The sequence below is a fragment of the Qipengyuania sp. JB2-7 genome, from assembly GCF_055693485.1.
The window spans coordinates 1,507,696-1,525,135 of record NZ_CM146335.1 but is presented as its reverse complement, the minus strand read 5'-3'; the positions used below and the strand labels follow the sequence as shown (position 1 = coordinate 1,525,135).

The window sequence follows — 17,440 nt, the reverse complement described above, 5'->3', positions numbered from 1 at the left end:
TTTGCTATATGGTTCTCGCAAGAGCCTCCAGATCGTCCATCGTTACCAGACTCGTAACCTGAGCCTCTTTGTCGATGCGGCCCACCATCGGGCCGAGCACCTTTCCGCCGAGTTCAACAAAATGCTCCACCCCATCCGCTCGCATAGCCAGCACACTTTCGCGCCAGCGCACGCGGCCTGTGACCTGCTCTATCAGTAATGAGCGTTCCTCTGCCGGATCGGTCACCTTGGCTGCGGTAACATTCGCATAGAGCGGAACCATAAACCCCTCTGGCGGGGTTTCCGCTAGCGCTTCGGCCATGCGGTCCGCCGCCGGTTGCATGAGTGAACAGTGAAACGGAGCGGAAACAGGCAGCTTGATCCCGCGCTTTATGCCGTGCTCCTTGGCAATCGAGATGGCACGCTCGATCGCATCCAAATGCCCAGAGATCACCACCTGTGTTGGATCGTTATCATTGGCAATTTCGCAAACCTTTGTGCCAGCGGCTGCCTGTGCGAGCGCCGTCGCCTTTTCCACATCAGCACCCAGTAACGCAGCCATCGCGCCAGCACCAACAGGCACAGCTTCTTGCATGGCCTGCCCCCTAAGCTTCAACAGTCGCGCGGTATCTGCCAGATTGAATGCGCCCGACGCACAAAGGGCGGTATATTCCCCAAGAGAATGCCCAGCGACGCATGTTGCATGCTCGGAAAGCCTCACACCGAAATCCTGTTCGAGCACGCGAAGGGTCGCGATGGCATTGGCCATAATCGCGGGCTGCGCGTTCTCGGTAAGCAGCAATTGATCATCCGGCCCTGCGCTCATGATTAGCGAGAGCTTCTGCGAGAGTGCGTCATCCACCTCCTCAAATACGGCCTTGGCAGCGGCGCTTGCTTCGGCAAGTTCGACGCCCATGCCGACTTTCTGGCTGCCTTGTCCGGGAAAGATAAATGCGGTCACTGGATATTCTCCTGCTCGGCCCGGCCTCAGATCGGGCTTGTAAGTGGTACGATATGATTATCGATGCTGTGCCCGATTTTGGCTCGTCCCAGATACGGGATTCCATGGCGTTGGCACGAATTCCGCGCAATCTCTTCCACACCCACGCCAAACGGGCGATCATTTTCGGGTATGTTCGTGACTTCACCCAAACGGATCCCAGCGCAATCAGTCAGATTGTTGGTGATCTGCCAAAACATGCGGTCAATCGCGTAGAGATGTTCCGCCACCTCTTCGACCATAATGACATGATCACGGTGGTCTGGCATGTGCTCAGAACCGACCATCATCGCCAATGTCATCAGGTTGAATGCCAGTGTCTGCCGATCATCAAGGGATGGCTCCGAACCGGCTTCGTCCCCGGCGAACCATCCGAGAGCGCGTCTAATTGCCTGCTCGCCACCGGTCCGGCCAACATCCACCGGCATCGGCCCGTGAACCGCCTTGCCAATCTGGTGATGATGAAGTGCACCGAGCAGAAACCCACAATCAGAATATCCAAGGTATGTCTTATGACCCGCTGCGGCGTTGTGATGCTCCATAAAAGTCTGGATGATCCGGTTCGATCCGTATCCGCCCTTGGCAAACCAGACGGCGTCATAAGCCGGGTCATTGGCGCACTCCAGCAATGCAGCTGCCCTTACGGTGTCTGAGCCTGCGAAATGACCATCCTCGACGAAACACTGCGGATGGAAAGATAGCGCAAGCTCAGGAAACTCCGCCGCGGCCAGGGCCGTCACCTGCCCCGCATGCGCGGGGTCAAGCGGGGTCGCTGGGGCACATATTGCAATCCGTTGCATGAAAGTGCCCTAGCCCGCTTGTCATTCCCGGCACAACTGAATAGCGCCGCGCCATGAGCGACTTTCCCACACCTGAAGAATTGCTGGCCCGCCCATTCTTTTTTGTCGGCATTGGCGGATCGGGGATGCTGCCGCTGGCGCAAATCCTGAACGGGCGCGGCGCGACCGTCGCCGGGTCTGACCGCAGCCATGATCAGGGACGCACGCCAGAAAAGTTTGCGGCACTAGAGGCGCAAGGGTTTGATCTGCATCCGCAGGATGGCAGCGGAATAACGTCAGGCGATCAGATCGTCGTAGCTTCCGCAGCTGTCGAGGACACGGTGCCAGAGATCGCGAAGGCGAAAACGCTTGATTGCCTGCGCCTAACTCGCGCGGAGCTTAACTCCATCCTGTTCAACACAAGCGGTGCTGGCATCGCCATTGCAGGAACCAGTGGCAAATCGACCGTTACCGGAATGCTGGGCTGGATCATGCAAGCGGTACCGGTCGCGAGCCGACAGTGATGAACGGCGCGGTTATGAAGAACTTCGTATCCGAGGAGCGTACCGTTCGCCAGTTCGATCGTCGGTGGACAGAGCATCTATGTCAGCGAGGTCGATGAAAGCGACGGCTCAATCGCGCTCTACCGGCCTGCGGTAGGCGTTTTGCTTAACGTCAGTCTCGATCACAAAAGCATGGACGAATTGCGCATTTTGTTCGGAGAGTATCTGTCGCGCAGTCGCATTTCTGTCATCAACGCTGATGATCCAGAGGCCATCGCATTACTTCCCCACGCAAAAGAAGCGATCACGTTTGGGGTAACACAAGAAAAGGCACAGATCGGTATCGTGCCGGGTAGCGTTGCCGAGGGGCCGACACGTCAGGCTGCGTTAGTTATAGATCGTCACGACGGCAGCGAACATCCGCTCACGCTGACGATGCCGGGCGCGCATAACCTGTCCAATGCGCTTGCCGCGATCGCTGGAGCAGCGGCGGTCGGTGTGCCAGTCAACGCGGCAGTCGAAGCATTGAGCAGTTTTACGGGGTTAGCCCGACGTTTTGACATTGTCGGTGTCAGCCCATCAGGCGTGACCGTCATCGATGATTTCGGACACAATCCAGAGAAATGCGCTGCTACTCTGCGCACCCTCAAATCGCATTCCGACCGGATTATCGCGTTTTTCCAACCCCATGGATACGGACCGTTGCGGCAAATGGGCGCGGAACTTGCCGAGACCTTTGCGCGCGAATTAGACGCCGAGGACGTTACCATCTTGTGTGACCCCGTTTATTTCGGCGGGACCGTGGACCGCAGCGAGGGCAGCGAGCGCATTATCAACTTGATCAAAGAAGCTGGCGGAGATGCGGAGCATGTCCCGGAACGGGCGGAGGTTGCGCACCGCCTCATTCAGATCGCACAGCACGGCGACCGCATTGTGATTATGGGTGCGCGCGACGATACGCTCACGACTTTTGCAAAAGAGGTTCTTACCCGGTTAGGTTAGGCGCGCTCAGTCCCGCCAAAATTGCTGCGGTTATCAATGCGCGGCGGCTGCTCAACCAGCGGCTCATCGGTAGCGGGGTTGTGGCGATACAGAACCGAACGGTCGCGCCCCATCGCCTTGGCGCCATACAAGGCAGAGTCCGCCTCGGCAAACGCCTGATCCATCTCCTGCCCCCGCCCAATTACCGCTCCAATACTGATCGTATAGGGGGGCAGAATTTCATCACCAAGCTCTAGCACTTCGCCCGCAATCATTTCGCGCACTTCCTCAGCGATCGTCATGAGTTGCGACGCTCTCTCTGCCGGACAGAGTATGGCGAACTCCTCACCGCCCAAGCGATAAATCTCCGCAGGTCCGTGTTCTCTCATGGATTCTCGCAAGACGTTGGCGGTATGGCGCAACACCTGATCGCCCATTTGGTGGCCAAAGTTGTCGTTGATCGGCTTGAAGCGGTCAATGTCGGCGACCAACAACCCTTCGCCCAGATGCAAGGTCTCAACCTTCTCAAATGCACGCCTGTTCAGCAGGCCAGTAAGACCATCAGTCTGAGCCATCTGACCAAGCTCGTTCGCCTGCAGAACGGCGCTGTCGCGGTCCTGACGCATCGCCAGAAAGCGATCGCCAACGCCAAGGGAGGTTACAACAGCGAATGTGACCAAAGAGAGCAGCGCAAGACCTGTCGGACCAATGCCAAGTTGCATTATCCCAACCGCATCCAAGAGCAGGACTACCACTGCCGCCAAAACGCCCACCAGGCCAAACCCCACCCATTGCGCGGCACGGCTCCCCTGACCAATTGCCAAGACGATCACCGCCATCAAGACCGCTGCCGGCACAAAGAAGGTCAGCAGATAGCGCGGGTTCTCATTGAGATAGGGCTCAAGCCCAGCGACAAGCGCGATGACCGTGATGGCTAATATCAGGATTGCCGCACCGATCAGGTTCAACTCCATGAATTGACTGCGATATGTTCGCTCAATCACTCGGCTTGCAAATAGCAGCGCGAAAATGCACGCCACCACAAAGATCAGCATATTCAGGCGCCCCAGCAGATCGGGCGCAACACCATTGAAGAGCACCGGAGCGAGAGCGCTGCTCGTCAGCGTAAAGCCCAGCATCGCGGCAACCATCGCGGCATGCAGCAAAATGAAGCGCTCTCGCAGGATGCGATAGAACAACGCATCATAGATCAGGGGGACGATCAGAAGCCCACAAACCAGCATTGCGGCCAGCGCGCTTGAAAGAAAAGGGACCGCTGCCGCAGTCACGGACGCCATAAACAGCCCAGACATCACCTCTGCGGGCCCAGCGAATCGCGCTAGTGCCGGGCCCGCAAAGGCGAAGTTGGTAACCATTATGATCCACGCAAAGAGCGCGATGCGACGCACAATTATTCCCCGTTAACCATGACGAAAAACCATGGCTTCAATGGGGTGTGTGACAGACGTTTAGGGTGCGCTAGCGCTACGCATTACCGCGTACCGAATTGGGACTCTGGACGGTTTCTGGTTAAGGGTAAGACACGTTTTCAAACTGTCCCAGAGTGGGTCTAATGCGCGACCTCTGCGCCCTCTTCGTGACCGAATTTCAACACTTTGTGCAAAAGAAATGCGATTATCGAGCCGACAATCAAAGCGAGCAAGGCGGATAGCGCTGCATAAGTCAGCCAACCCATCAGTCCGCCCAACGGCCCAAAAGTGTTCGCAACCGCCGCCTCAATCCCGTGAGTGGCATCGTACAGCCCATGCCAGCCCAGCTCATGCGTGCCATGCAACAAGATGCCGCCACCGACCCACAGCATTGCCACCGTTCCGATAATTGAAAGTGCGGTGAGCAGTCCCGGCATGGCAGCGACTAGGCCGCGCCCCACTGACTGGGCCAGGTTTGATTCCCGCTTGGTCAAAGCAAGACCAAGGTCATCCATCTTTACGATCAAGGCAACTGCACCATAAACAACAACTGTGATGACCACGCCGACCAGGGCCAACACGCCCGCCCGTGTCCAGAAGTCTTCTGCGGCCACTTCGTTGAGCGTGATCGCCATAATCTCCGCCGACAAAATCAGATCCGTACGGATGGCGCCAGAAACACGCTGCTTTTCGAATGCTGCAGGATCGGTAATTTCATCCTCCAGCGTCGCACCATGTTTGGCACCGCCGAGTTTTTCCAAGACCTTTTCCGCGCCTTCATAGGCAAGGAAAGCACCACCCAGCATGAGCACGAAAATGATTGCTTGCGGCAGGAACTCGCTGAGTAAGAGCGCGCCAGGCAGCAGGATCAGCAATTTGTTGATCAGGCTGCCTTTGGTAATCTTCCAAATGATCGGCAGCTCGCGCGCTGGACTCAGGCCCGTGACATAGGACGGAGTGACCGCCGCATCATCGATCACAACACCGGCGGCTTTTGACCCTGCGCGCCCTGCAGCGGCGGCTATATCATCGACCGACGCAGCGGCTGTGCGCGCGATTATCGATACATCATCCAGTAAAGCGACCAAACCTGATGGCATTTGACTTTTCTCCCCTCAGAGCAACAAATGCCCTGCCCCGTTCTGCGGCGCGCGACAAGCCTTGCATTATCACCGCGTTTCGCTATGTGCGCCCATCGCTTCTTTCCAAGAGGCGAGAAAGAAAGCCGGAGGGGCCCCCGCGAGCCGCGTGGGAGTGCCAGCGATCGGCATGAACTGAAAGGACAGAGATATGGCTCTATACGAGCACATCTTTCTGGCGCGCCAAGACTTGAGCCAGGCTCAGGTCGATCAACTGGCCGCCACTGCTACCGAAATTGTCGAGAAGAATGAAGGCACAGTCACCAAGACGGAGACTTGGGGCCTCAAATCACTCGCTTACAAAATCGACCGCAACCGCAAGGCGCACTTCGTCATGCTCAACATCGACGGCCCTGGCGCTGTTGTAGAAGAGCTGGAACGTCAGACGCGTATCAACGAAGATGTCATTCGTTATATGACCATTCGCGTTGACGAGCACGAAGCCGGCCCAAGCGTAATGATGCGCAAGAGCGATCGCGATAAGAAGCGTCGCGCAGAGCGAGGAGACGACTAATGTCAAAACCATTCTTCCGTCGTCGCAAGTCCTGCCCATTTTCGGGTGAAGGTGCGCCAAAAATCGATTACAAAGACGTTCGTCTGCTGCAGGGCTTTATGTCAGAGCGCGGCAAGATCGTTCCGTCACGTATCACCGCCGTCAGCGCCAAGAAGCAGCGTGAGCTGGCCAAGGCTATCAAGCGCGCTCGCCATATCGGCCTGCTGCCCTACATCGTGAAATAAGGGAGAAGACACATGGATATCATTCTCCTTGAGCGTATTGAGAAGCTCGGCACGATTGGTGACGTTGTTACCGTTAAGGACGGGTATGCCCGCAACTTCCTGCTCCCGCAGAAGAAGGCTCTGCGCGCTAACGACGCCAACAAGAAAGTATTCGAAGCGAACCGCGAGCGGCTCGAAAAAGAGAATGCTGAGCGTCGTACAGAAGCCGAGAAGGCCGGCGGCAAAGTGGACGGGGCAGAGGTCGTTCTGATCCGTGCATCGTCAAACGCTGGTCAGCTTTATGGCTCTGTCAATGTTCGCGACATCGTCGCTGGCCTGGCCGAACAGGGTCACGACGTCGACAAGAAACAGGTGATCATGGGCAGCCCGATCAAGACGATCGGCATGCACGATGTTACTGTTGCTCTGCACCCAGAGGTTCGCGTCACTGTGAAAGCCAATGTTGCACGGTCTGACGATGAAGCCGAGCTTCAGAGCCAGGGTGTCGATGTTCTCGCTCAAATGTTCGAAGACGAGCAGAAAGAGATCGAGGAAGCGGCCGCAGAAACCCGTGTTGATTCAACGCTGGAACCGGGCGAAATTCCCGAAGACATGTTCGAAAAGCCAGCAGATGCCGAAGCGGTAGCTGCTGACGATGCAGAACCTGCCGCTGAAGAAGAAGCTGCACCTGCGGTAGAAGAGGATAAAGCTGAAGACTAAGTTCAACTTAGCCTTTGCGCTTTCAAGGGGCGCGGCCTGCGAGGGTCGCGCCCTTTTTGTAAATGGACATGATTTGAGCCATGTCTTTGAAATTCCGCATGAGAGGTATACGTCGCCCCTATGACATCAATCGAAGCAATCCTGAGCCAGCTCCAACAAGTCTACGACACTGCGGTTTCATCTCTGCGCGCCGATGTAATCGCGTTTGGCCGAGATGGCACCATTCCCCCGGCCCGCAAGCGGACCGATGGCAGCTATGCCTATCCCGAGATCACATTGCATTACTCAGGAGTCGGGGAACCCAAGGATCGCAGCCGGGCCTTCGGTCGGTTGGAAGAGCCGGGCACATACAAGACCACTGTCACCCGCCCGGATTTGTTCGCATCATATTTGACCGAGCAACTCAGCCTGATCTTTGACGAGTATGAAGTTGATGTCACTGTCGGACGATCGCGGCAGGAGATCCCATTTCCCTATGTTCTCGACGGGGAAGCGGGCGCCGCGATGGTTGGTATCGCGCCGCAAGACATCGCCCAACACTTCCCCTCCACAGACTTGGCCCTGATTGGTGACGAAATCGCAGATGCACTGGAAGTAACCGAGGGCACGGCGATGCCGCTATCGCTGTTCGACGGACTGCGCACGGACTATTCGCTGGCCCGTCTCGCCCACTACACCGGCACGCGGGTTGAGGACTTTCAGGACTTTATACTGTTTACGAATTATCATCGCTATGTTGATGAATTCGTTGACTGGGGCGCTCAGCAGATCGGTAGCGATGGCTATACCGCGCTGACTGGCGCAGGCGGATTGCATATTGAGGGCAATGTCGATTCTGCGCATCTGCAATTGTCAGACACAGCGTGGCGGCGCCACCAAATGCCCGCCTATCACCTGATCCGCGAGGATGGGCGAGGCATCACCCTGGTGAATATCGGTGTCGGTCCGTCCAATGCCAAGACGATCTGCGATCACTTGGCGGTGCTTCGCCCGCATGCATGGATGATGATCGGTCACTGCGGCGGTGTGCGATCAAGCCAGAAGATCGGCGATTTTGTGCTGGCTCATGCTTATCTGCGCGATGATCACGTATTGGATGGTGTCCTTCCGCCGGAGATCCCCATTCCCCCCATTGCTGAGGTTCAGCAGGCACTTGCTGGTGCAACCGAGGAGGTATCAGGGGTACAAGGTGCCAATCTGAAACAGCGGATGCGTACCGGCACCGTGGTGACCACAGACGATCGGAACTGGGAACTGCTCTATTCGACTTCGGCGCGCCGTTTTTCGCAAAGCCGCGCGATTGCCGTTGAGATGGAGAGCGCCACCATCGCGGCGCAGGGCTATCGCTTCCGCGTGCCTTACGGAACGCTGCTATGCGTTTCTGACAAGCCGCTGCATGGTGAAATCAAGCTGCCGGGACAAGCGAACCAGTTTTACGAACAAGCCATTGCCGCACACCTTCAGATAGGCTTGCAAGCCTGCAAACGGCTGCGCGATGAAGGTGACCGGCTGCACTCGCGGAAGCTAAGGGCGTTTAACGAACCGCCGTTTAGGTGAGCCAATCAAGTAGCCCTGCAGGAAACAACGCTCACTAAAGGCCTAGTTCGTGCCAAACTGCCATCATGTAGTGTGCGCTTAGCGAAAGGAGCATCGTTTGTTGAAGATACTTGGCAGAATCACCGCTGAATTCAAAGCCGCACCGATCGGCACCACGGCCTCTCTATTTGCTGTAATGGCGACATTTGGAAGCATGTTTGCAGGCTGGCTCTGGTTCTCGGAAAACACCGAGTTGCGAGGCAGCGGAACGTCAGTACCAGCTATAGACATTGGCCCAAATCTAGCCAGTTTGATCGTCATCTCGTCGTTCTTAGCGACTACAATCGGTGCCGCTTATTTGAACCGGGTTATTTATAAAATCAAGCGAGGACCGGCGGTTTTCGCTTCGATCATCCTTGCTTCGCTCTGTGCCTTTGCAAATCGCTCTAATTCGCTGCTATTTGGAATTGGCCAAAGCGATGCTCATCAGGCACAATCAATAGATGACCTTATATTCTATGGCACCGTATTCATTTTCCTTGCGATCGTCGGCCTCAACGCAATCATAGATTTCGTAGGCCCATCTCTTCAACAAAAGGAGGCCGAAGATGGGGACGCTCCTGATGAAGGTATTGGATTGCTAGGTGTTATCGCCCTTCTGGTCTTGCTTTGGGGTGGACTTGTTTCTTGGACATATTCTAGACTCGTAGGTTCGTTCCTGACGTAGCCCTCACCCTTTCCCCTTAGTCTTCGTTTTCCCCGCCTTGGCGTTTGTCACGACGAAATCGATAATCTGGCCCGCAACATCCTTGCCGGTCGCTTTCTCGATACCCTCAAGCCCAGGTGAAGAGTTCACCTCCATAATCACCGGGCCGTGATTGCTGCGCAGCATATCGACACCGCATACATTCAGGCCCATGCGTTTCGCGGCGCTGACGGCGGTTGACCGCTCGCCCGGTGTGATCTTGATCACCTCCGCGCTTCCTCCGCGGTGCAGATTGCTGCGGAAATCATCAGCCGCGCCGGTGCGCTTCATAGCGGCGACAACCTTGCCGCCCACCACCAGCGCGCGGATGTCTGTGCCGCCCGCCTCCTTGATAAACTCCTGAACCAGAATGTTCACATTGGCCCCGCGAAACGCCTCAATCACCGATTTGGCGCTGCTCATCGTCTCTGCCAGAACCACACCGATACCCTGCGTGCCCTCGAGCAATTTGATGACCACCGGCGGGCCATTGACCGCCTTGATGATCTCCTCGGCAGCTTTGGGATCGTTGGCATAGGCGGTAAGCGGCAGGCCAAGGCCGTGCTTCGCCAAGATCTGCATGGAACGTAGCTTGTCGCGGCTCCGCCCGATCGCGACGCTTTCGTTAAGTGGCCAGACGCCCTGCATTTCGAACTGCCGCAGGACGGCGAGCCCGTATTGCGTGATGGACGCGCCGATGCGCGGAATGACCGCCTCATACCCCTTCAGCGTCTCACCATTATACGTGATCGTCGGACGGTGGCTGGCGATATTTACCATGCAGCGTGTGGTGTTGAGAATGTCGAGCGTATGGCCGCGCTCCTCCGCTGCCTCCACCATACGCGTATGCGAATAAAGGTTCGGATTGCGGGCTAACATCGCTATTTTCATCGAATATTTCCTTAGGGCTAATGCCCCTCTTTGGTTTTCAGACCCGGCGTCTGCAGCCACGAATATCCACTATCAACGACGAATCTACGGCGCAGTGAGGAACGCCCGATCAACATCGGAAACTTCATACCAGATCGATCGGCCAGACTGATCTCCGCGCGAAACCTTACATCGCCAATAACCAAAGGCGTTTTGATCACGTAGCGCCTCTGGGTCTCTCCGTTCGAGCTCGTAATACCACGGATATCGACATGAACCGCCTCGCATTCATGCGGTTGCCCGTCATAATCCACCAGAAAACGGACGAACCGCCTCCCTTCTCGTTCCAGTTCCTCGATCACCTCGCCATGCAGGCTGGACGTACGCGCGCCAGTGTCAATCTTGGCAGGTATGCCCGACAGACCAAGCTCAGGCAGTTTCACCAATTCGCGCCATCCGACAAGCGGAAGCATTGGCGAATTCACGGAGCACCAACCGGTTGCAGAATGGCGAGGCCATCGCCGCCATCGCCAACCGCAATTCGGCGCAGCACTTCGCCGCTGGCAAAGTCGACCTCTGCCACGGTATCACTGCCTGTCTCAGCGACGTAGATGCGCTCACCATCATCAGACCACAGGATCGTGACCTGCTGGCGTTTCTCAGCCTCATCAGGGCCGCCGACGAAGATGTACCGAGATGGCTCTTGATTAGCAGTATCGTAAACCGTCATACCCCCGTTACCGAGATCAGACGTCACCGCGTGTTTGCCATCAGGACTGATCGCCAGGCGAAGGGGAAATGATCCAGCGCCGATCTTCTTTTGGACCACCAGTGTTTCGGGGTTGAGGATAAACACTTCGTCTGATCCGCGCGCTGACACCCACAACTCTTGACCATCCGGAGTTAGAGCGATGCCTTCAGGTTCCTCTCCTACCGTCACGGATAGCGGATCTTGCGCCCCACGCAAATCGATACGTGTAACGGTCTTGGAACCCAGGTCGGTCGTCCAGGCATACCGTGTATCGGGATCAAGGGCGAGCATATGGCTGCCTTCTTTGCCAGTTCCAAACTCAAACTTTTGCGCGTCACCGATGGGATCACCTATCCAGAATATCGACCGACGCCCCTCGGCGGTCACAAAAAGGTCGCCGTCCCGATGCCAAACAATGCCGTGAGGGCGGGTATTCTCACCAAGGTCGATGCTGGCAACACGTTCCAAGCCCGCAGTCGCGAAAATATCGACTGTGGTGCCGCCATAGCACGCGACCGCAAGATGCGCGCCATCCGGCGCAAGCGCAAGCTCATGTGGGTTTGTGCACGTATCGATACGTTGCATTTCTTTACCAGTCGGCAGATCAATAACAGACAGGCTGTTTCCGAATTTGTTGGTCACAAATAAGGTGTTCCGCGCCGGGTTCGCGTCCGGTTCTGGTACCAAATCAGCAAAGCTACTGCACGCGCCGAGCAAGATCGCTCCGGTAAGAGCGGGGATGGTGACTTTCATTGGTTTCGAACCTCCCTGCTCGACAGCCGATTAAGCGGAATAGCAGCCAAAATAGCGAAAAAGCTCAGCAAGAAAGCCGCCATCTTGATCGGACGGACGGTCGCCGCTGTCCCAGCCATCCAGTCCACGCCAGAATTCATTGCCATTTGGACAATTTGAAGCGTCGTCTCAACGTAATCGGTAACACCAAACAATACAGCATTGATGGACGCCAATAGGCCCAAGCCCCGGCTCATTGGCGTTTGCATGCGGGCAAGTGACTTACCGGCTCGCCAGGTTCCATAGCTATAAATGCCGATAAAAATCATATCGCCGATCATGCCTACCAGCGCCAAAATCCGGAGGTTGGCGGCTTCCCAAACAGTTTGTATCTCGTTTACGCGCTGTGCGGTTGTCGCCTGCTGATGGTCGCCAATTCCAAACTCCGTGTAGATCTGAAGCGGCGCGCTGAGCGCGATGACAATCGCGAATGCGGCAAGCCCGTACAGCCACCAACGAATATCCAACCTGTCTTCACGCATCATGCAACCCTTAGCCAATCAGCGATCGCTGACCCCAGATCGGGCTTCGTAACGCTCGACATATGCGTGCCTGGAACTTCGGAAAATGTGGCGTTTGGCAGCAGCCCTGCCAGTTCCTCAGCACTGCCATTGTCGCGATCCTCATCACCGCAAACCACCAGCGTCGGCATAGTCACCTTGTCCAGCTCAGCCAGATCCATGTCCGGCATCGCATCCAGCAACAGCCGGGCCGCCACGCGGTCCACGCCCTGAGACTTCAGAAACTGCATCGAGAAATAGGCAGGGTCACCGCACGGTATATTCTCAAATTCATCGATAACCCGCTTGAAAAAGGCTGCGCGCTTCTGCCACTCGCCCAACCCTGCGGTGCCCATGCCGCCAACAATTAGCCGCGCGGGTGCCAGCACACCGTACGCGACTGCATGCAACGATGTTCTCGCCCCCAAAGAAAAGCCACCGAGATCGTAATCATCGACACCAAGGTGATCGATCAATGCGGCGACATCGCGCACCAGTACGTTTTGCGGGTAACTCTCTGGGTCATGCGGCGCAGCGCTTTCGCCATGCACACGGAAATCGAGCATGATCACTTCGCGACCTGTTGCCGCGATTGCGATGTCATGCCCCCATTTGATCCAGTTCATGTGCGCGCTGGAAAATAAGCCATGAAGCAAGATCAAAGGACGCCCTTCGCCCGATCGATGAATGGCAAGACGCGTGCCGTCGAAGCTCTCAAAATGTTCGGTGATCACCGTTTGGTCAGACCTTTTTGCTCCATGCGCCATTGGGCCATCTCGACGCGGTCTTGGCCAAAGAACGGCTCGCCATCGAAAACGAGCGTAGGGACGCCCCAATGGCCTGCCCGCTCAAGCGCATCCTGATTGGTCGCAATCTCTGCATCGAGCGTATCGGCATCATCCGCCACCTCTGCTTCAAGCTCCGCGAAATCCACTCCAGCCCGCTCGTACCGCGCCCGCCAAATGCTCTCCCTCATGCCAATCATCGACCTCACCGGAAAAGATCAAGCGCGATGCCTCACCAGCAAACGCCAGACCCTTGCCGTGCCGGGTGGCGGCTTGCCCCATCCTTCCAATGCGATGAATGAGCGGCTGGTCCTTGGCAATCTCGCGCGTAGTCAGGTCCTGAACGACCGGGTCGGGTCGAGGCCAGCGAAACGGAATGCCGAGCATCTGGGCAGACCGAAACGAATCCATAAGGATGTACCGCGGTGCCGCCGGGTTGCCCGTGAATAGCAGGTCAGGATTGCGAATGGCGATGGGCCACACTGTGCGAAGCGTTATGTCGAGATCATAGGTCTCTGCCATCGCACGATAGCGACCCACCGCAAGGTAGCTGTAAGGGGAACGAAACGAAAAGAAGAGGTCAGCAGTCAGGGTCATAACCATGTACTGCCGAACTCTTGGCCCCACGTCACCCCTTCTTAAGGCACTCGCGCCCAAGCAGTTCCGCAATCTGTACCGCATTCAGAGCTGCACCTTTGCGCAAATTGTCGCTCACGCACCACAGCACCAGACCGTTATCGACGGTCGGGTCTTCGCGCACACGACTGATATAGGTCGCGCTATCGCCTGCGCTCTCAACCGGAGTGATGTACCCTTCATCCTCACGCTTATCGACCAGCATAATGCCCGGCGCCTCGCGCAAAATGTCCTGCGCCTGCGATGCTGAAATCTCGTCCTCAAACTCAATATTGATCGCTTCCGAGTGGCCAACGAAGACCGGTACACGCACACAGGTAGCCGACAGCTTGATCTTGGGATCGAGGATTTTCTTCGTTTCCACCACCATCTTCCACTCTTCCTTGGTCGAGCCATCGTCAAGGAACACATCGATGTGAGGAATCACGTTAAACGCGATCTGCTTGGTGAAGGTCGCGGGTTCCACCGGATCGCCGACAAAGATCGCACGGCTTTGATTGAACAGCTCGTCCATACCGGATTTGCCTGCGCCAGAAACCGACTGATAAGTTGATACGACGACGCGCTTGATCTTGGCCGCATCATGCAGCGGCTTGAGAGCTACAACCAACTGAGCCGTCGAGCAGTTCGGGTTGGCGATGATGTTCCGCTTGGAATATTCATGGATCGCGTCCGGATTGACCTCTGGCACGATTAACGGAACGTCCGGCTCCATACGATAGAGCGAGCTATTGTCGATGACCACGCAACCCGCGGCAGCGGCTTTCGGGGCGTATTCCTTTGCAGGGCCAGAGCCGGTACCGCGAACAACGCGATGTCCCAGCCAGACCAATCGAAATGCTCGATATTCTGGCATTTGAGCATTTTGCCCGTGTCGCCAAATTCAACCTCTGAACCGTGCGAACGGCCGCTAGCGACCGCTGCGATTTCGTCGATGGGAAACTCACGTTCAGCAAGCACCATCATCATCTCACGACCAACATTGCCAGTCGCGCCGACCACGACCACCCGATAACCCAAGATACTTCTCCAAAAAATTGTGCAGCGCGGCGATTGCGCGCTAAATCACGCCCGAAATAGCGATTGTATGCGGCCTAGCAAGCACAGCCTTGCTTAATTGCGATGAAGTCCGACTCTTCCCGAGAGCTATTCGGGCGGCGTCACGCCATGCGCCTTAAGAAAACGGAACACGCTGTTATAGCGATGCGGTGAGATGGTCTCGCCTGCCACCCGGTGCGTGTAGCCAGGATAGAGCATCATCTCAAACGGCACATTGCCCTCTTGCATGACCGCGATGATCTCGGTCGCGTTTTCAAACACGACATTGTCATCTGCCATTCCATGAATGATCAGCAGTGGATCAGTGACCGTCGTTGCATCCGGGATCGCGCTTGCTTTCTCATACGCTTCGGGAACCGTACGCGGGTCGCCCATATACCGTTCGGTATAGTGCGTATCGTAAAGCTCCCACTTGGTGACCGGCGCGCCTGAGATACCCGCAGCATACAGTCCCGGATCGGCCTGAAGCTGTTTGAGCGTCATATAGCCGCCATAGGACCAGCCATCGATTGCGATCTTGTCGGGATCAACGAAATCAAGCGTCTTGAGAAACTCGGCCCCCGCCTTTTGATCTCGTACTTCAACGCCGCCCATCGCCCGGTATAGCGGCTGTTCAAAAGCCACACCGCGATTGGCCGTACCGCGATTGTCGAGCTCAAAATAGATATAGCCTTTATCGACAATCGCCTGTTCCAGCGCCCCACCCCACGCGCGATTCACGATTTGTGGGCCAGGGCCAGAGTAGTGGTAGTAGTAAACGGGGTACTTCTTGCCCGGCTCCATCTCCGGTTTGATCATTCGCCAGTAAAGATCGGTCCCATCCTCTGCCTTGATCGACCCATATTCCGGCGCGCGGTGGCTCGCCAGATAGGGCGCGTAAGGATGATCGGCATTGAGCGCGTTTTCCTCGACCCAGGCGAGGCGTTTGCCTGTCGTATCAGCGATATAGCTTTGCGGCGGCTCATCGAACTTTGACCGCGTGATCAGCAATGTCTTCCCTGCCGCGTCCATCTTTGCGCTGTTAGTATATTCTGGATCGGATAGCAGTACCGGCTCGCTCGCCTCGTCCAAATTGGCGCGATATATCTGCTGAGTCAGCACATCATGCGTCGCCTGATAGTAGAACACACGGTTTTCTTCATCGACGCCGACCAGCGTGGTAGTAGGCGACGTGCCGCTGGTAAGCTGGACGGGGAGCCCGAAAAGGAAGCTTTCGGTATGATCTGATGGCGGCCCACTGTCACCACCTACCAACTCCCCAGCTGAGTCCGTTGGCCAGTTTATGGGGTCTATCTTGTAGAAATGCCCATAGCCATCACGTTCCGACCACCACAGCAGACTGCCGTCGTTCAGGAAACGATAGTTGTCGCTGAGGTTGATCCAATAATCCTCGACCGCAGCACGCTCAGTGAACAGCACCTTGCTCGTGCCGGTTGCGGGATCAACTCTCAGTACATCCATCACCGTCTGCGCACGGTTCTGGCGCTGGATGTAAAGCGCACCGTCCGGTGCCCAATTGACGCGCGCGAGGTAGAAATCGGTCGGATCATCGGTGTTGTAGTGCGCGGGGTCTTGATTGCTTGTCAGGTCGATAGCCACGCGATTGCTCCCATCGGGATCCATCACAAACAGTTCCACAATCGCATTATCGCTGCCCGCAACCGGATAGCGTTGGTCGAAAACCCGCGTGCCAGTTGCGCCAATGGCTGCGCGAGTGACAATGCCGACCCGCTCTTCATCGGTCCGTTGCACCGCAATGCGGCTATCGTCTGGCGACCACCAATAGCCGGTGTAGCGGCTCATCTCTTCCTGAGCCACAAACTCCGCCTCGCCCCAGCGTATCGCGCCCTGTTCCTTGGGAGTGATCGGCAATGCGTCTGCGCCCACTTCACCAATCCATAACTGGCGGTCGCGGACGAAGGATACATATCTGCCGGTCGAACTGAGCGCAGGGTTTAGCTCACTCTCTTCGGTATCGGTGAGGCGCGTAACCTCTCCATCAAGCTTCGCTACAGGTACAGATCGCCATCGAGCGGCACGAGAATGCCCTCACCCGTCATATCCCACTGATAGCTGATGATCCCCTTGAGATTGCCGACCCGCGCTCGTTCGCGTTGCATCTTTTCATCTTCTGAAAGTTCGCGGCCAGATCCCAGCTTCTCGCTATCAACCAGCATCGACCATTCCTCGGTCTGGCGGTCATAGCCCCACAGATCATAACGCTGGCGATCATCCTCACGATTGCGCAGCAGTGTAAGGTAGCGTCCATCGGGGGAGAGCTTGGCTTGTCGCGGTGTCGGCCCGTTGAGGTCGGGGCTCGCGAAAACCCGCTCAAACGTGAGATCTTGTGTTTCCGTCATAGCATGATCGTCCGCAAGGGCTGGAGATGTTGCGAGCAACAGGCTTGCTGCGAAAAGATGGCGCATTCCAATGTAAACCTCGTCATTGCGAGCAACCAATAGGTTGCGCGGCAATCCAGGCCAGAAGCTGGATTGCTTGGTGGCTCTTCGAGCCGTCT

14 protein-coding genes and 4 pseudogenes are annotated in these 17,440 nt (G+C 56.5%); 6 read left to right on the top strand and 12 right to left on the bottom strand.

Translation table 11 applies throughout. The features are described 5' to 3' along the window. Positions 1-4: 4 nt before the first annotated feature. On the bottom strand, positions 5-940 hold the full coding sequence (gene fabD, locus ACZ1GM_RS07655; protein WP_472675930.1) for an ACP S-malonyltransferase: 936 nt from the start codon (positions 938-940) through the stop codon (positions 5-7). A 26-nt stretch (positions 941-966) separates the two neighbouring features. After that, positions 967-1,779 carry an LD-carboxypeptidase gene (locus ACZ1GM_RS07650; protein WP_472675929.1) on the bottom strand — a complete coding sequence of 271 codons (813 nt, stop codon included), beginning with the start codon at positions 1,777-1,779 and terminating at the stop codon, positions 967-969. Positions 1,780-1,832: 53 nt separating this feature from the next. Between ACZ1GM_RS07650 and ACZ1GM_RS07645 the strand changes: the two are divergent. Beyond that, positions 1,833-3,263: pseudogene (locus tag ACZ1GM_RS07645) on the top strand (glutamate ligase domain-containing protein). On the opposite strand, the gene ACZ1GM_RS07640 reads toward ACZ1GM_RS07645, so the two are convergent. Beyond that, a complete protein-coding gene (locus ACZ1GM_RS07640; RefSeq protein ID WP_472675928.1) occupies positions 3,260-4,540 on the bottom strand; it encodes a GGDEF domain-containing protein in 1,281 nt (426 codons plus the stop codon). The pseudogene ACZ1GM_RS07645 and the gene ACZ1GM_RS07640 sit on opposite strands and share 4 nt — an antisense overlap. Positions 4,541-4,812: 272 nt before the next feature. Further along, complete coding sequence (locus ACZ1GM_RS07635; protein WP_472675927.1) at positions 4,813-5,772, bottom strand: DUF808 domain-containing protein; 960 nt, start codon at positions 5,770-5,772, stop codon at positions 4,813-4,815. Between the two features lie 190 nt (positions 5,773-5,962). Between ACZ1GM_RS07635 and rpsF the strand changes: the two genes are divergently transcribed. The 5 genes from rpsF (at position 5,963) to ACZ1GM_RS07610 (ending at position 9,511) form a co-directional block, all read left to right on the top strand. Further along, positions 5,963-6,325, top strand: a complete 363-nt coding sequence (gene rpsF / locus ACZ1GM_RS07630; RefSeq protein WP_472675926.1) for a 30S ribosomal protein S6 — start codon at positions 5,963-5,965, stop codon at positions 6,323-6,325. Continuing rightward, positions 6,325-6,549, top strand: a complete 225-nt coding sequence (gene rpsR, locus ACZ1GM_RS07625; protein WP_472675925.1) for a 30S ribosomal protein S18 — start codon at positions 6,325-6,327, stop codon at positions 6,547-6,549. Before rpsF ends, rpsR begins: the two co-directional genes overlap by 1 nt. Positions 6,550-6,561: 12 nt before the next feature. Further along, on the top strand, positions 6,562-7,248 hold the full coding sequence (gene rplI, locus ACZ1GM_RS07620) for a 50S ribosomal protein L9 (RefSeq protein WP_472675924.1): 687 nt from the start codon (positions 6,562-6,564) through the stop codon (positions 7,246-7,248). Between the two features lie 120 nt (positions 7,249-7,368). Next, positions 7,369-8,805, top strand: coding sequence for an AMP nucleosidase (locus ACZ1GM_RS07615; protein WP_472675923.1), 1,437 nt, complete (start codon positions 7,369-7,371; stop codon positions 8,803-8,805). A gap of 97 nt (positions 8,806-8,902) precedes the next feature. Then, entirely contained in the window at positions 8,903-9,511 is a 609-nt protein-coding gene (locus ACZ1GM_RS07610) for a hypothetical protein (protein ID WP_472675922.1), read from the top strand. Positions 9,512-9,514: 3 nt separating this feature from the next. On the opposite strand, the gene rimK is transcribed toward ACZ1GM_RS07610, so the two are convergent. From rimK to ACZ1GM_RS07570, 8 genes and pseudogenes are all read right to left on the bottom strand, one after another. Next, positions 9,515-10,420, bottom strand: a complete 906-nt coding sequence (gene rimK, locus ACZ1GM_RS07605; protein ID WP_472675921.1) for a 30S ribosomal protein S6--L-glutamate ligase — start codon at positions 10,418-10,420, stop codon at positions 9,515-9,517. A 17-nt stretch (positions 10,421-10,437) separates the two neighbouring features. Next, the gene (locus ACZ1GM_RS07600; protein ID WP_472675920.1) at positions 10,438-10,872 is read right to left on the bottom strand and encodes an ATP-dependent zinc protease family protein; all 435 of its coding nucleotides are present in this window, start codon (positions 10,870-10,872) and stop codon (positions 10,438-10,440) included. Positions 10,873-10,880: 8 nt separating this feature from the next. Then, entirely contained in the window at positions 10,881-11,903 is a 1,023-nt protein-coding gene (locus ACZ1GM_RS07595; RefSeq protein WP_472675919.1) for a YncE family protein, read from the bottom strand. Continuing rightward, a complete protein-coding gene (locus ACZ1GM_RS07590; RefSeq protein WP_472675918.1) occupies positions 11,900-12,427 on the bottom strand; it encodes a hypothetical protein in 528 nt (175 codons plus the stop codon). Before ACZ1GM_RS07590 ends, ACZ1GM_RS07595 begins: the two co-directional genes overlap by 4 nt. Further along, a complete protein-coding gene (locus ACZ1GM_RS07585; RefSeq protein ID WP_472675917.1) occupies positions 12,424-13,209 on the bottom strand; it encodes an alpha/beta fold hydrolase in 786 nt (261 codons plus the stop codon). The genes ACZ1GM_RS07590 and ACZ1GM_RS07585 overlap by 4 nt, the downstream gene beginning before the upstream one ends. Continuing rightward, positions 13,173-13,824: pseudogene (locus ACZ1GM_RS07580) on the bottom strand (DsbA family protein). The gene ACZ1GM_RS07585 and the pseudogene ACZ1GM_RS07580 overlap by 37 nt, the downstream one beginning before the upstream one ends. Before the next feature lie 31 nt (positions 13,825-13,855). Further along, positions 13,856-14,883, bottom strand: a pseudogene (locus ACZ1GM_RS07575) (aspartate-semialdehyde dehydrogenase). A 126-nt stretch (positions 14,884-15,009) separates the two neighbouring features. Then, positions 15,010-17,348 (bottom strand): annotated as a pseudogene (locus tag ACZ1GM_RS07570) (S9 family peptidase). Between the last annotated feature and the right edge of the window lie 92 nt (positions 17,349-17,440).

What these genes read in the sequence shown, in the direction of transcription:
- ACZ1GM_RS07590 (WP_472675918.1), bottom strand. Translation starts at nt 12,427, where the DNA reads ATGATGCGTGAAGACAGGTTGGATATTCGTTGGTGGCTGTACGGGCTT.
- rpsR (WP_472675925.1), top strand. Translation starts at nt 6,325, where the DNA reads ATGTCAAAACCATTCTTCCGTCGTCGCAAGTCCTGCCCATTTTCGGGT.
- ACZ1GM_RS07635 (WP_472675927.1), bottom strand. Translation starts at nt 5,772, where the DNA reads ATGCCATCAGGTTTGGTCGCTTTACTGGATGATGTATCGATAATCGCG.
- ACZ1GM_RS07650 (WP_472675929.1), bottom strand. Translation starts at nt 1,779, where the DNA reads ATGCAACGGATTGCAATATGTGCCCCAGCGACCCCGCTTGACCCCGCG.
- rimK (WP_472675921.1), bottom strand. Translation starts at nt 10,420, where the DNA reads ATGAAAATAGCGATGTTAGCCCGCAATCCGAACCTTTATTCGCATACG.
- ACZ1GM_RS07595 (WP_472675919.1), bottom strand. Translation starts at nt 11,903, where the DNA reads ATGAAAGTCACCATCCCCGCTCTTACCGGAGCGATCTTGCTCGGCGCG.
- ACZ1GM_RS07640 (WP_472675928.1), bottom strand. Translation starts at nt 4,540, where the DNA reads ATGGCGTCCGTGACTGCGGCAGCGGTCCCTTTTCTTTCAAGCGCGCTG.
- ACZ1GM_RS07585 (WP_472675917.1), bottom strand. Translation starts at nt 13,209, where the DNA reads ATGGCGCATGGAGCAAAAAGGTCTGACCAAACGGTGATCACCGAACAT.
- ACZ1GM_RS07600 (WP_472675920.1), bottom strand. Translation starts at nt 10,872, where the DNA reads ATGCTTCCGCTTGTCGGATGGCGCGAATTGGTGAAACTGCCTGAGCTT.
- ACZ1GM_RS07615 (WP_472675923.1), top strand. Translation starts at nt 7,369, where the DNA reads ATGACATCAATCGAAGCAATCCTGAGCCAGCTCCAACAAGTCTACGAC.
- rpsF (WP_472675926.1), top strand. Translation starts at nt 5,963, where the DNA reads ATGGCTCTATACGAGCACATCTTTCTGGCGCGCCAAGACTTGAGCCAG.
- rplI (WP_472675924.1), top strand. Translation starts at nt 6,562, where the DNA reads ATGGATATCATTCTCCTTGAGCGTATTGAGAAGCTCGGCACGATTGGT.